This window comes from Inquilinus limosus (assembly GCF_051487185.1).
In the GTDB taxonomy this organism is placed as follows: Bacteria; Pseudomonadota; Alphaproteobacteria; order DSM-16000; family Inquilinaceae; genus Inquilinus; species Inquilinus limosus_F.
In genome coordinates, this window is the sequence record NZ_JAHVDK010000021.1 from 32,508 (window position 1) to 45,128 (window position 12,621).

Annotated in this window: 12 protein-coding genes; 11 read left to right on the top strand and 1 reads right to left on the bottom strand. The window is 69.8% G+C overall.

Annotated elements, in window-relative coordinates:
* Positions 1-289 precede the first annotated feature (289 nt).
* Genes KXR53_RS22710 through KXR53_RS22720 form a run of 3 tightly spaced genes read left to right on the top strand, consistent with a single transcriptional unit; the run spans position 290 to position 3,467 of the window.
* Positions 290-1,234, top strand: a complete 945-nt coding sequence (locus KXR53_RS22710; RefSeq protein ID WP_437377552.1) for an alpha/beta fold hydrolase — start codon at positions 290-292, stop codon at positions 1,232-1,234.
* Positions 1,231-2,661 (top strand): hypothetical protein, encoded by a 1,431-nt coding sequence (locus KXR53_RS22715; RefSeq protein ID WP_437377553.1) that lies wholly within the window; start codon positions 1,231-1,233, stop codon positions 2,659-2,661. The genes KXR53_RS22710 and KXR53_RS22715 overlap by 4 nt, the downstream gene beginning before the upstream one ends.
* On the top strand, positions 2,643-3,467 hold the full coding sequence (locus tag KXR53_RS22720; protein WP_437377554.1) for an alpha/beta hydrolase: 825 nt from the start codon (positions 2,643-2,645) through the stop codon (positions 3,465-3,467). The genes KXR53_RS22715 and KXR53_RS22720 overlap by 19 nt, the downstream gene beginning before the upstream one ends.
* A 10-nt stretch (positions 3,468-3,477) precedes the next feature.
* Here KXR53_RS22720 and KXR53_RS22725 read toward each other — a convergent pair whose 3' ends face one another.
* Positions 3,478-4,041: a hypothetical protein gene (locus KXR53_RS22725; protein ID WP_437377555.1), complete on the bottom strand. Its 564-nt coding sequence runs from the start codon at positions 4,039-4,041 to the stop codon at positions 3,478-3,480.
* Between the two features lie 223 nt (positions 4,042-4,264).
* Here KXR53_RS22725 and KXR53_RS22730 point away from each other — a divergent pair, with 223 nt between their 5' ends.
* The 8 genes from KXR53_RS22730 to KXR53_RS22765 all read left to right on the top strand — a co-directional run bounded on the left by KXR53_RS22730 (position 4,265) and on the right by KXR53_RS22765 (position 12,508).
* The gene (locus KXR53_RS22730) at positions 4,265-5,485 is read left to right on the top strand and encodes an aromatic ring-hydroxylating oxygenase subunit alpha (protein WP_437377556.1); all 1,221 of its coding nucleotides are present in this window, start codon (positions 4,265-4,267) and stop codon (positions 5,483-5,485) included.
* 81 nt (positions 5,486-5,566) lie between these two features.
* Positions 5,567-7,198: a phytoene desaturase family protein gene (locus KXR53_RS22735; protein ID WP_437377557.1), complete on the top strand. Its 1,632-nt coding sequence runs from the start codon at positions 5,567-5,569 to the stop codon at positions 7,196-7,198.
* Between the two features lie 34 nt (positions 7,199-7,232).
* Entirely contained in the window at positions 7,233-8,273 is a 1,041-nt protein-coding gene (locus KXR53_RS22740; RefSeq protein WP_437377558.1) for a hypothetical protein, read from the top strand.
* 43 nt (positions 8,274-8,316) lie between these two features.
* Positions 8,317-9,093 carry an ABC transporter substrate-binding protein gene (locus KXR53_RS22745; protein ID WP_437377559.1) on the top strand — a complete coding sequence of 259 codons (777 nt, stop codon included), beginning with the start codon at positions 8,317-8,319 and terminating at the stop codon, positions 9,091-9,093.
* A gap of 9 nt (positions 9,094-9,102) precedes the next feature.
* Positions 9,103-9,816, top strand: a complete 714-nt coding sequence (locus tag KXR53_RS22750) for an ABC transporter permease (RefSeq protein ID WP_437377560.1) — start codon at positions 9,103-9,105, stop codon at positions 9,814-9,816.
* 3 nt (positions 9,817-9,819) lie between these two features.
* Positions 9,820-10,563: an ABC transporter permease gene (locus KXR53_RS22755; protein ID WP_437377561.1), complete on the top strand. Its 744-nt coding sequence runs from the start codon at positions 9,820-9,822 to the stop codon at positions 10,561-10,563.
* A gap of 117 nt (positions 10,564-10,680) precedes the next feature.
* Positions 10,681-11,514 carry a transporter substrate-binding domain-containing protein gene (locus KXR53_RS22760; RefSeq protein WP_437377562.1) on the top strand — a complete coding sequence of 278 codons (834 nt, stop codon included), beginning with the start codon at positions 10,681-10,683 and terminating at the stop codon, positions 11,512-11,514.
* A 4-nt stretch (positions 11,515-11,518) separates the two neighbouring features.
* Complete coding sequence (locus KXR53_RS22765; protein ID WP_437377563.1) at positions 11,519-12,508, top strand: amino acid ABC transporter permease; 990 nt, start codon at positions 11,519-11,521, stop codon at positions 12,506-12,508.
* The last annotated feature ends 113 nt before the right edge of the window (positions 12,509-12,621 follow it).

A 12,621-nucleotide genomic window follows, 5' to 3' on the forward strand; every position in this document is an offset into this window, starting at 1 on the left:
CATTTTCGAGGTTATGCGCACGCCGGGAAGGTGAAGGTGTTGCCGCATGAGCGGAGCCGGGGCCGGAGAGCCCAGCCCTCCGGGACGGAACCGATCGACCCGCCATCCCCATTGTTGCTGGATGAAGCCGGCGATCCGGGCCGGCCGCCGCTATTCGCGATCCGTGGCCCTGGGCAAGGGCAGCAAGGCGGAGCGTTCACGTCTTCTGGCTTGTGGAGAACGAGGATGGAATCGAGACCCGCCGATCCTGGACGCCGGCTCGTCGTCGGAAACCTCCTGGGCGGCAGGGGTGGCCCATGAACCGGCCGGGCCCGGCGCCATGGTTCGGCAGCGCCCTGCCGGGCTGGCGGCCGCGCTGTCGGTCGGGGCGGTGTTGGCCGCCGCCATCCTTGCGGATCGGTGGCGATCGCTGAGGCGGACGCCCGCCGTGACCGAGGAGGCCCGGCGTGCCGGGATCGAAGGCCGGGTCACCGCCGCCGGGCCGTACCGGATGTTCTCGCGCGTGACGACGTCTCCGCCGGCGGCGAGTGGATGCCTGCCCGTCATCCTGGTCCACGGCCTCGTCATCTCGAGCCGCTATATGGAGCCGCTGGCCCAGGCACTCGCCCCTGCCTTTCCGGTGCTGGCGCCCGACCTCCCCGGCTCCGGAGAGAGCGACAAGCCGCCCCGTCCCCTCGATCTCGCCGGTCTGGCGGACGCCCTGCACAGCTGGCTTGACGCCTCCGGCATCGCGCGCGCGGCCTTTATCGGCAACTCCTTCGGCTGCCAGGTCCTGGCGGTGCTGGCGGTCCGCCACGCCGAGGTCGTCGACCGCCTGGTGCTGCAGGCCCCGACCACCGATCCTGAAGCCCGCAGCCTGCCGGTCCAGATCTGGCGCGCCCTGGTCAACGGCCGGCGCGAGCCCGGAGGGATCCGGCGCGTCGCCCGGATCGACTACGCCAAGGCCGGGCTGCCGCGCGCCTTCGCCTCGATGCGCATCCTGATCCGGGACCGGATCGAGGACCGGCTGCCGCTGATCACGGCTCCCACCCTGGTCGTCCGCGGCTCGCGCGATCCGGTCGTGCCCCAGGCCTGGGCCGAACGGGCCGCCGCGCTGCTGCCGAATGGTCGGCTGGTGGTCGTCGAAGGTGGTACCCACACGATGAACTACGCCTATCCGGACGAGATGGCCCGGGCGATCCTGCCGTTCCTGCTGGCCGAGCGCGCGGCCCTGTTGCACGGGCGGTCGGGATGAGCGGCGCCCCTCCCGGCATTGCCCGCTTCGACTCCGCCGCGGCCATGGCCCAGGCGATCGCGGCCTTCCTGCACGGGCGCGACGTGGCCAGCCTCAGCGGATCGCCGCTGCTCGACCGGACGATGCCTGCCGTGAACCTGCTGCCCCGGCGGGCCCGCGAGCTGGCCTATTCGATCGGTGGCATGACAGAGGCGGTCGGCGCCGGCCGCATCGGCCGCCTCTCCTTCGACGCGATCTCGGAATGGCTCGCCGGGTTGTTCCCTCGGCGGGACTATCCCGCCGCCTTCATCGGCTCCTCGAACGGTGCCTTGGCGCATCTCGCTGCGGCGCTGGGCGCACCGTGGCTGCCGCAGACATTCCTGTGCCCCGTGCGCTGCCCGTGGAGCGACCCCGACGATGTGCGGACCGCATTCGCCCGAGGGCGCCGCCTCACCGAGGCGTTCCTGAAGGCGTTGCCGACCATGACGGTGCACCACATGCACGATCCGAATCAGGACAGGCTGATGCTGAAGACGATGGGCTACTTCCGGCTGAAGCATCGGGCGCTGCCCGCCGCCTATCGCGATTTCCTGGTCCGGCGCCTGCCGCCCGGGGCGACGCTCTATGTCGACGAATGCACCCGCGCCTGGCCGGTCACCCGGACCAGCGAACGCTCAGTGTTCCAGTTCGGGGCGGTGGGCGGCATGGAGGCGGAGGAGTATGTCCGCGGCGGCGACCGGGTACGCGCCTATCTCGCGCGCTATCGGGTGCGACGCACCGGCTGGGACCCGCCCGAGCCGAACGATGTCGCGCCGGAGGCGGAATGGGGCTTCGACCCGGGCCTGCTGGCCGAGCTCTCGTCCCTGGCGGCGACGCGCGGCTGGCGCCTGGTGCTGCTGCGCTTCGAGGACCCGGAGGCACTCAGCCTGCTGACGGCGGCGATTCATCGCGCCTGGTACCGTGATCTCGGCTACGAGCCGACGCGCCTGATCGTGGAAAGCTTCGTCCTGCTCGACCCCTATCGCGTGCTGCGGCTCCGGGCGCTGCCGCTGTGGCTCCTGTTCTGCGTCGAACGGTCCGCCCGCGTGCTCCAGCGGTTCCTGGACGAGGGGCCGCCCTTCGACGAGATCGGCCTGATGCTGTTCTCGCACGGCACCGAGGGGGTGGGCGTGGTCGGCATCGAGGAGTGGCGTCGGCTTCTCGGCCGCGCCCGCCGGGGCCGCTTCCTTGGTGTCGACGAGGCGCGCTACCCGCGCGACTTCGCCACTTTCATCCGCTTCCACGAGGCGCTCGCCGAACTGGGAACACCGTTCGACCTGCCGCCGCCGCTCCCGCCGGAGCGGTTCGAGGCGCTGACGCGGCGGCGGGGCCCGGCGCTGGGCATCGAGATCGCCGGGCCGGCCGGAGGCAGCGCATCCCCCGCGGCCGCATGTGGTCCGCCGTCATAGCCGTGGTGGCCGTCGCGGCCGCGATCTACGGTCTGGCCGTCCTGCTGCTCTACGGTCTGCAGGGGCGGCTGGTCTTCCCGGTGGACCTGCTGCGGATCGAGCCGGCCGAGGTGGGCCTCGGCGAAATGGAGGTCGTCACCGCCCGGACCCGCGACGGGCTCGACCTCGTCAGCTGGTACCGGGCGCCGCGCGATCCGGGCAAGCCGACGCTGCTGCTGTTCCACGGCAATGGCGAGAGCCTGTCGCACCGGGCGCATGTCGCCCGCGACCTGCTCGATGCCGGCTATGGCGTCTACCAGGTGGAGTACCGGGGCTATGGCGGCAATCCCGGGCGTCCGTCGGAACGGGGCCTCTATGAGGACGGGCGCGCCGCCCTCGATTTCCTGCAGGGACGGGCCACGGCCGTCGTCGTCCATGGCTATTCGCTCGGAACCGGCGTGGCCGTGCAGATGGCGGTCGAAGGTCGTGTCGAGGCGCTGATCCTGGAGGCGCCCTACACCAGCATCGCCGCGATCGCGGCGCGGCGGTTCCCGTTCCTGCCGGTCCGCCGCCTGGTCCGCAACCGCTTCGAGAATCTGAGGAAGATCGGAACCGTGGCGGTCCCCATCGTGATCTATGCGGGCCAGGACGACCTGGTCATCCCCTGCGAGCACGCGCGGATGCTGTTCGATACCGCCCGGGATCCCAAGCGCATCCTGGTGGTCGACGGGGCCGGGCATGTAGACGCCTGGGCCGGCGGCGGCGGCGCCTTCGTGCTGGACTTCCTGGCGCAGCTCGGGTCGGCCATCTCCCGGCGCGGATCGTGAGCGGCGTCGATCAGCCGGCCTTCCGGCCTTCCTCCGCCGCCCGCTGCAGATCCTCGTCGGACAGTAGCTGCCGGTCCGGATCGGCCGTCGATCCCAACGGCGGTGGGAAGCGCAGCCGCTCCATATAGGGCGTCGGCTTCTTGCGGCGGTAATCCGCGAACTCCTTGGCGTAGTAGGCCCGCGCCTCGTCCACGCTCTTCGCGCCGGTGACGATGTCGTGCATCAGGTTGATCGCCAGGAAATTCGCCTGCTCGTCATGGCAGCGGGCGGAGACCTCGCCGGCCGTCCGCTCGACCACGACGCTGCCGTCGAAGGCGGCCAGGTCCGACACCTTGTCGGCTGGCACCCGATAGTCGATCACCGATTCTACGGAATCGAGATGCGGTGCCGGAAAGTTGTGCTCGAAGAAGGTCCTGGTGGCGACGATGCGCTTCCAGGGGCCCGGCCGGTGCCAGATGAGCTGCGTGTCGCTCGCCTCGTCCGGTTCCCCATATTGCTGGATGACCAGCCGCGCCGCCTCCCGCGACTCGTTCGGCCACTGCTTGATGCGTTCGGATCCGGGGCCCGACGCCATGTTCGCCTCCCGGTGATGGTTCTCGGCCGCGGCGCGCCGGACGGGACGGCCCGGCGGCCCGCCGATTGCTGCGTCGGCAACGGGTTGGCGCCGCGGCGAGTTCCACCCGCCGGCGCGGCAGAGGGCTTCCGCTCGGGTGCCGAGACGTGACGGATTGACCGCCTCTCCGAAGCTGTTATACGGTCGTATAACAAGGCGGCCGGAAGGCCGCGGGAGGCCAGCCATGATCGAACCGATGCACCGGCGCGCCGAGGCGCCGCCGACCGAGGCGCGGCTGCCGGAGGACGATGTCAGCCTGCCGGCCTGGATCTATCACGATCCCGAATTCTTCACGGTCGAGCGGGAGGCCGTCTTCCGCTCCTCCTGGCAGGTGGTCTGTCACCTCAACGACATCCCGCAGCCGGGCGATTTCCACACCTTCGACTTCCTGGGCGAGAGCATCGTGGTGCTGCGCGGCCGCGATGGCGTTGTCCGGGCCTTCCACAATGTCTGCCGGCACCGCGCCGCGCGCCTGCTGGACGGGCCGAAGGGCCAGTGTGGCAGCCGCATCGTCTGCCCCTACCACGCCTGGACCTACGAGCATGACGGCCGGCTGGTCGGCATGCCGCAGCGCGCCAGCTACGGCGATCTCGACCTCTCCGGCCACGGGCTGGTGCCGGTCGAGCACGAGCTGTTCTGCGGCTTCGTCTTCATCCGCCTCGCCCCCGGCACGCCGAGCGTGGCCGAGATGATGGGCGCTTACGCCGAGGAGATGGCCGCCTACCGGATCGAGGAGATGGTGCCGCTCGGCCGGGTGACGCTGCGGCCGCGTTCGGTGAACTGGAAGAACGTCGCCGACAACTATTCCGACGGGCTGCACATCACCGTTGCCCATCCCGGCCTGACCCGGTTGTTCGGCCGCGGCTACGGCGTCGAGGCCAGGCCCTGGGTCGACAAGATGTGGGGCCATCTGCAGGAGCGGCCCTCGGCCGTGCTGTCGGAGCGGGCGTACCAGCACTTCCTGCCGCCGGTGGCGCATCTGCCGCCGGAGCGGCAGCGGCTGTGGACCTATTTCAAGCTCTGGCCCAATGTCGCCTTCGACATCTATCCGGACCAGATCGACTTCATGCAGTTCGTCCCGGTCTCGCCGACCGAGACGATGATCCGGGAGATCGCCTATGTCCATCCGGACCACCGGCCCGAGATGCGGGCCGCGCGCTATCTCAACTGGCGGATCAACCGCCGGGTCAGCCTCGAGGACAAGGCGCTGATCGAGCGGGTGCAGGCCGGCATGGGCTCGTCCAGCTACACCGTCGGGCCGCTCGGCCAGACCGAGGTGTGCCTGCGCAGCTTCGCCCGCGCCATGCGCCGGCTGATCCCGGAAAGCCGGCTCGACCGGCCGCCGCCCGCGGGCTGGAGCCTGCGCCGCGCGGCGCCGGAGACGCCGGCCTTCGCGGCGGAGTGAGATACCCCTTGCCGTCGGAACGGCGGCAAGGGCTCAAATAGGCCCGCACAGCGGGACGGAAACAGGGCCGGGCGAGGCTTCATGGCGAATTCACAGGTGTTCGACGTCGCGGTGATCGGCGGGGGCCACAACGGCCTGGTCTGCGCCGCCTATCTGGCCGCCTCGGGGCTGAAGGTGGTGGTGCTGGAGCGTCGCAAGGTCGTCGGCGGCGCCGCGGTGACCGAGGAATTCCATCCCGGCTTCCGCAACTCCGTCGCCTCCTACACGGTCAGCCTGCTGAACCCGAAGGTGATCCGCGACCTCGACCTGCCGGGGCACGGGCTGAAGGTGATCGAGCGGCGGCTGGCCAATTTCCTGCCGGTCGATGACCACCGCTATCTGATCGCCGCCCCGGGCGGCCGGACCAAGCAGGAGATCGCCAAGTTCTCGGCCCGCGACGCCGAGCGCTACGACGCCTACAGCGACCGGCTCGACGCCATCGCCGACGTGCTGCGCGACATCGTGCTGCGCACCCCGCCGAATGTGATCGACGGCGGCTGGTCGGCGGCGCTGCCGCAGCTGGTCCGGGCTGGATCGCTCGGCAACCGCCTGCGCCGGCTCGACATGGTGATGCGGCGCGACCTCTTGGACCTGTTCACCAAATCCGCTGCCGATTTCCTCGACGGCTGGTTCGAGACGCCGGCGGTCAAGGCGCTGTTCGGCTTCGACAGCATCGTCGGCAACTACGCCAGCCCGTACCATCCCGGCACCGCCTATGTGCTGCTGCACCATGTCTTCGGCGAGGTGAACGGCAAGAAGGGCGTCTGGGGCCACGCCTTCGGCGGCATGGGCGCGATCACCCAGGCCATGGCGAAATCGGCGGCGGCGCGCGGCGCGGTGATCCGTACCGATGCCGCGGTGCGCGAGGTGATCGTCGAGAACGGCCGCGCCGCCGGGGTGGTGACCGAGGCGGGCGAGACCATCCGCGCCGGCTGCGTCGTCTCCAACCTCAACCCGAAGCTGCTGTTCGGCAGGCTGGTCGACCCGGCGGTCCTGCCGCAGGACTTCCGCGAGCGGATGGTTCGGTTCAAATGCGGCTCCGCCACCTTCCGCATGAACGTGGCGCTGTCGGATCTGCCGGACTTCACCTGCCTGCCCGGCAAGGACCTGGCCGACCACCACACCAGCGGCATCATCATCGGCCCCAGCCTTGACTACATGGACCGGGCCTATCTCGACGCCAAGGCCGGCGGCTGGTCGAAGGCGCCGGTGATCGAGATGCTGATCCCGTCCACCCTCGACGACTCGCTGGCGCCGCCGGGCCAGCACGTCGCCAGCCTGTTCTGCCAGCATTTCGACCCGCAGCTACCGGACGGGGCGAGCTGGGACGACCATCGCGAGGCGGTGGCCGACCTGATCATCGACGCGGTCAACGCTTGGGCGCCGAACTTCAAGGCGTCGGTGCTGGGCCGGCAGATCAACAGCCCGCTCGACCTCGAACGCACCTTCGGCCTCGTCGGCGGCGACATCTTCCACGGCGCCCTGTCGCTGGACCAGATCTTCTCGGCCCGGCCGGTGCTGGGCCATGGCGACTACCGGGCGCCGGTGCCCGGCCTCTACATGTGCGGATCGGGCACCCATCCGGGCGGCGGCGTCACCGGCGCGCCCGGCCACAATGCGGCGCGCGAGATCCTGGCCGATTTCAAGCGACGGCGGCTGAGGCGCGCGGCATGATCATGCCCCCATCCGAACAGGGAGCAGGAAGGGCATGGACCGATCCTGGGAAGTGATTCCCGGCGATATGCCGGGCGCCGAATGGCGCATCCCGGTGCTGCGCTTCAGGGGCCGCGGCGACGGCCCGCCCGCCTATCTCCAGGCCGCGCTGCATGCCGACGAGCTGCCGGGCGTGGTCGCCCTCGACGCCCTGTGCTCGAGGCTTCGCCGGGCCGAGGCCGCGGGCGACATCCGCGGTGACATCACGATCGTTCCCTGGGCCAACCCGATCGGGCTGCAGCAGCAGCTGCATGGCGCCTGGCAGGGGCGCTACGATCTCGACACCCGGGTCAATTTCAACCGCGACTTCCCGCTGCTCGACCGGCCCGACCCGGCGCTGCTGCCGGGCGAGGATGCGGTGCTGCCGGCCAGCACCCGGCTGAAGACGCGGCTTCTGGGTCTGGCGCTGCAGTCGGACATCATCCTCGACCTGCATTGCGACGAGAACTCGCTGCTCTACCTCTACATCCCGGCCTCGCTCTGGCCGCTGATGTCCGACCTGGCCGATGCCATGGATCCGGGGGCGGTGCTGGCCTGGGACGGCGACGGCGGCGGCGCCTTCGACGAGGCCTGCGTCGTGTCCTGGCTGCGCGGCGGCGTCGAGCTGGCCGGGAAGGCGGTGTCGACGGTGGAGCTGCGCGGCCGGGCCGACATCGACGCCGAGCTGGCGGAGCGTGACGCCGAGGGCTTGTTCCGCTTCCTCTCCGGGCGCGGCGTGATCGCCGGCGACCCGCCGCAGCATCGCTGGTCCGGCCCCGTCACCGCGCTCGACCATATCGAGATGATCCGGGCCCCGGTGGGCGGCGCCGTCTGCTTCATGCGGGCGCCGGGCGACCGGGTCGAGGCCGGCGACCTGCTGGCCACCATCCTGGTGCGGCCGGGGGAGGAGGGCGGGACGGTGCCCGTCCGCGCCCCTCAGGCCGGTCTGGTGCTGAGCCGGCGCGACCACGGCCGCACCAAGCCGGGCGAGGACATGATGAAGCTGGTCTGCGGCGCGCCGAGCGCGACCGCCCGGCCGGGTCCCCTGGAATCCTGAGAGGCCCGGCCACCCTTCAAGCAAGACGCAGGGAGCGCAGCAGATGAACCGACCGATCCTGTCCGCCTGTCTGGCGATCGCCGCCCTCGCCGGTCTCGCAGTCCCCGCCGCGGCGCAGGAGGTGGTGCGCATCGGGACCACGCCGGAATCCTACCCGCCCTTCTCCTGGGTCGATGCCCAGGGCAGGCTGAACGGCTTCGAGATCGAGCTCGGCGAGGCGCTCTGCGCCCAGATGCAGGTCAAATGCGAATGGGTGCTGCAGAGCTGGGACGGCATCATCCCGGCGCTGCAGGAGAAGAAGTTCGACGCGATCATCGCCTCGATGTCGATCACCGACGAGCGCAAGCAGGTCGTCGACTTCAGCGACAAATACTACAACTCGCCCGCCGTCTTCATCGGCCGCAAGGACGAAGCGATCGAGATCTCGCCCGAGGGGCTCGACGGCAAGACCGTCGGCGTCCAGGTCTCGACCATCCACGCCAACTACGTCGAGGCGAAGTACAAGGGCATCGTCACGATCAAGACCTATGACACGCAGGAGAACGCCAATCTCGACCTGATCGCGGGGCGGGTCGACCTGCTGCTGGCGGACTCCGTGGCGCTGACCGACGGCTTCCTGAAATCGCCCGAAGGCGCGGATTTCGAGGTGAAGGGCCAGCCGATCCGCGACCCGCTGCTGGGGGCTGGCGCCGGTATCGCGGTGCGCAAGGGCGACCCGCTGGCCGCTAGGTTCTCCGCCGCCGTCCAGGCGATCCGCGCCAACGGCCTCTACAAGACGATCAACGACAAGTACTTCTCCTTCGACATCTACGGCGACTGAGCCGCGGCGATGGAGGACCTCGCCGCCCTGCTGGGGTTCGGGGAGAAAGGCTGGGGGGCACAGCTTCTGGCCGGGGCGCTGGTGACGATCGAGATCGCCGTCGCCTCCTACCTCGTCGGTCTGGTCCTCGGCCTGCTCGGGGCCTGGGCCAAGCTGGCCGGGCCGCGGCCGCTGCGGGCCCTCGGCAACGCCTACACCACCATCGTCCGCGGCGTGCCGGACATCCTGATCATCCTGTTCGTCTATTACGGCGGCACCAGCGCCCTGCGCTCGCTGATCGGCCTCGTGGTGCCGGGGGTGACGGTCGAGATCGACGCCTTCGCCGCCGCCGTCGCCTCCCTCGGCTTCGTCTCCGGCGCCTACGCGACCGAGCTGTTCCGCGGCAGCATCCTGGCGGTGCCGCCGGGGCAGGTCGAGGCGGCGAAATCCCTCGCCCTGCCGCCGCGGGTGATGTTCTTCCGCGTGGTGCTGCCCCAGGCGCTGCGCTTCGCCCTGCCGGCCCTGGGCAATCTCTGGGTCGTGGTGCTGAAGGACAGCGCGCTGATCAGCGTGGTCGGCCTGCGCGACCTCCTGGGCACCGCCGCCACCGCGGCCGCGACCACGCGCATGCCCTTCACCTTCTACGCGGTAGTGGCGCTGATCTTCCTCATGATGACCATCGCCTCGGTCGGGCTGTTCCAGCTGGCCGAGCGTGTCTATGGCCGCGGCTTCCGCCGGAGCTGAGCCATGGATCTCGATTTTGTCCAGCGCATCCTCGGCAGTCTCTTCGACGGCGTTCTCGTCACCATCTTCCTGGTCACTGCGTCGATTGCCTGCGGCAATGCCCTGGCGGTGCCGGTGGCGCTGGCGCGGGTGTCGCGGCGCTGGTGGCTGAAGGCGCCGGCCTTCCTGTTCATCCTGTTCATCCGCGGCACGCCGCTGATCGTGCAGATGTTCATGATCTACTACGGCCTGGCCCAGTTCCCGGCGGTGCGGCACAGCGTGCTGTGGCCGATCCTGCGCGAGCCGATGTGGTGCGCCGTGATCTCGCTCAGCATCAGCACCGCAGCCTATTCCGGCGAGGTGCTGCGCGGCGCCATCCAGGCGGTGCCGCGCGGCGAGGTCGAGGCCGCACGCTCGGTCGGCATGCCGCCCGGCCTGATGCTGCGCCGGATCGTGCTGCCGATCGCGCTGCGCCAGAGCCTGCCGACCTTCGCCAACGAGACGGTGCTGCTGCTGAAGGCCAGCGCCATCGTCTTCACCATCACCGTGCGCGACCTGATGGGTGAGGCCAACATAATCCGGGCCCAGACCTTCCGCACCTATGAGCCGCTGATCACCGCCGCGCTGATGTATCTGGTCCTGACCTGGATCATCGTTCGCGGCTTCGGCTGGCTCGAGGCGCGGCTCGGCGCGCATCGGCGGGCGGCGCCATCCACGGCGCCGGGCCGGGTCGCCCCGACCGCGGCGGTGTCGCTCGACGCCCGATAACCCGATTGGGCAGGGTAGCCTCTTGCCGATTGTATGGCGCGGCGGCGCGGGATTAGGCTTTTCGCGACGCAGCGTCCGCAAGAGGCGCCGTCATCGCGTCACTGGGAGATCAGAGATATGCGTCTGCGCAGCATCGTCCTGGCCGTCGCCGCCATCGGCGTCCTGTCCTCCGGCCCGGCCTTCGCCGGGGCCGTGCTGGACCGGATCATGCAGAACAAGAAGATGGTGATGTCGACGGATCCGGAATATCCGCCACAATCCTCGCTTAACGCCAGCAACCAGTTTGAGGGCTTCGACATCGATGTCGGCACCGAGATCGCCAAGCGCCTCGGCGTCTCGATCGAATTCGTCACCCCGGGATGGGAGACCATCGTCTCCGGCAAATGGGCCGGGCGCTGGGACGTCTCGGTCGGGTCGATGACCCCGACCAAGGCGCGGGCCGAGGTGCTGGACTTCCCGGCGATCTACTACTACACGCCGGCCGCTCTGGCGGTGCATTCGGCCAACACCACGATCAAGGCCCCGGCCGACGCCTCGGGCAAGAAGATCGGTGTCGGCGCCGCCACCACCTATGAGAGCTATCTGCGCGGCGACCTGGTGATCGACGCGGCCGGCGCGCCGCCGTTCCAGTTCCTGGTCAAGGACGCGCAGATCCAGTCCTACGACACCGACGTGCCGGCGCTGGACGACCTCCGGCTCGGCGACGGCACCCGGCTCGACGCGGTGGCCACGGCGCTGCCGACGATCCAGGGCGCGATCAAGAACGGCTACCCGATCAAGGTGGTCGGCTCGCCCTTGTTCTACGAGCCGCTGTCGGTGGCGATCGAGAAGGGCGATCCGGAGCTGCACGCCAAGATCGCCGAGATCGTCAAGGCGATGCACGAGGACGGCACCCTGACCAAATTCTCGATGAAGTGGTATGGGGCGGATCTGACCAAGCCCTCGGCCTGACAGCGTGATCCGCCTGTTCGAGGCCCTGGCGCAGCCGCCGGTGCTGCGCGGGCTCCTGTTCCTCCTCTCCGCCGTCGCGCTGGCCGGCTTCGACTATGGCGGGCTGGTCGCGCGGCTGGCGGAGATCGTGCCGGCGCTGGCCCTGCCGGCCGGCCAGGCGGCCGGGCCCTGGCTCGTCGTCGCCGGGCTGGCGGCGCTGGTGGTGGCGAATTTCTGGCTGCTGTCCCACCTGCCGTTCCGGGCCCAGGTGACGATCATCTGGATCGAGCTGCTGGCCCTGTTCCTGGCCTTCTGCTGGAGCTTCGGCCTCAGCTATCCCTTCATGCTCGACCGGGCGCCGATCCTGCTCGGGCTCGAGCTGCGCGACGGCTTCATCCAGGGCGCGGCGCTGACCCTGTTCATCTGCGCCGTGTCGATCGCGATCTCGACCGTGATCGCCCTGGCTGCGGCGCTGGCCCGGCTGTCGCAGAGCGGCCCGGCCTTCGGCGTCGCCACCTTCTACATCTCCTTCTTCCGCGGCACGCCGCTGCTGCTGCAGACCATGCTGATCTATCTCGGCCTGCCGCAGCTCGGCCTCGTCATCGACGCCATCCCGGCCGGCATCATCGCCCTGTCGCTGTGCTACGGCGCCTATATGGCCGAGATCTTCCGCGCCGGCATCCTGGCGATCCCGCGGGGCCAGTCGGAGGCCGCGCTGTCGCTCGGCCTGAAGCCGGCGGAGGTCACCTGGCTCGTGGTGCTGCCGCAGGCGATGCGGCTGATCATCCCGCCGACCGGCAACCAGTTCATCGCCATGCTCAAGGATTCGTCACTGGTCTCGGTGATGGGCGTCTGGGAGATCATGTTCCTGGCCCGGACCCATGGCCGGGCCGAGTTCAAATACATGGAGATGCTGATCGTCGCCGCGGTGATCTACTGGGCGATGTCGGCGGTCTTCGAGCTGGCGCAGGCGCGGATCGAGAAGCGCTTCGGCAAGGGCGTGTCGGCCCGCTGAGTCGGACTTGGTTTGCTGCTTCGAGATATATCCAATTGGTTACATCCGGCCGCGTCGCAAGGCAGTGCCTGGCTCAGCCATTCCTGATTTGACATCGCGCGAGGTCGATCAAT

Bases quoted from the DNA above. Each gene is read 5' to 3' on its own strand.
- KXR53_RS22715 (WP_437377553.1), top strand. From the start codon at position 1,231: ATGAGCGGCGCCCCTCCCGGCATTGCCCGCTTCGACTCCGCCGCGGCC.
- KXR53_RS22720 (WP_437377554.1), top strand. From the start codon at position 2,643: ATGTGGTCCGCCGTCATAGCCGTGGTGGCCGTCGCGGCCGCGATCTAC.
- KXR53_RS22725 (WP_437377555.1), bottom strand. From the start codon at position 4,041: ATGGCGTCGGGCCCCGGATCCGAACGCATCAAGCAGTGGCCGAACGAG.
- KXR53_RS22730 (WP_437377556.1), top strand. From the start codon at position 4,265: ATGATCGAACCGATGCACCGGCGCGCCGAGGCGCCGCCGACCGAGGCG.
- KXR53_RS22735 (WP_437377557.1), top strand. From the start codon at position 5,567: ATGGCGAATTCACAGGTGTTCGACGTCGCGGTGATCGGCGGGGGCCAC.
- KXR53_RS22740 (WP_437377558.1), top strand. From the start codon at position 7,233: ATGGACCGATCCTGGGAAGTGATTCCCGGCGATATGCCGGGCGCCGAA.
- KXR53_RS22745 (WP_437377559.1), top strand. From the start codon at position 8,317: ATGAACCGACCGATCCTGTCCGCCTGTCTGGCGATCGCCGCCCTCGCC.
- KXR53_RS22750 (WP_437377560.1), top strand. From the start codon at position 9,103: ATGGAGGACCTCGCCGCCCTGCTGGGGTTCGGGGAGAAAGGCTGGGGG.
- KXR53_RS22755 (WP_437377561.1), top strand. From the start codon at position 9,820: ATGGATCTCGATTTTGTCCAGCGCATCCTCGGCAGTCTCTTCGACGGC.
- KXR53_RS22760 (WP_437377562.1), top strand. From the start codon at position 10,681: ATGCGTCTGCGCAGCATCGTCCTGGCCGTCGCCGCCATCGGCGTCCTG.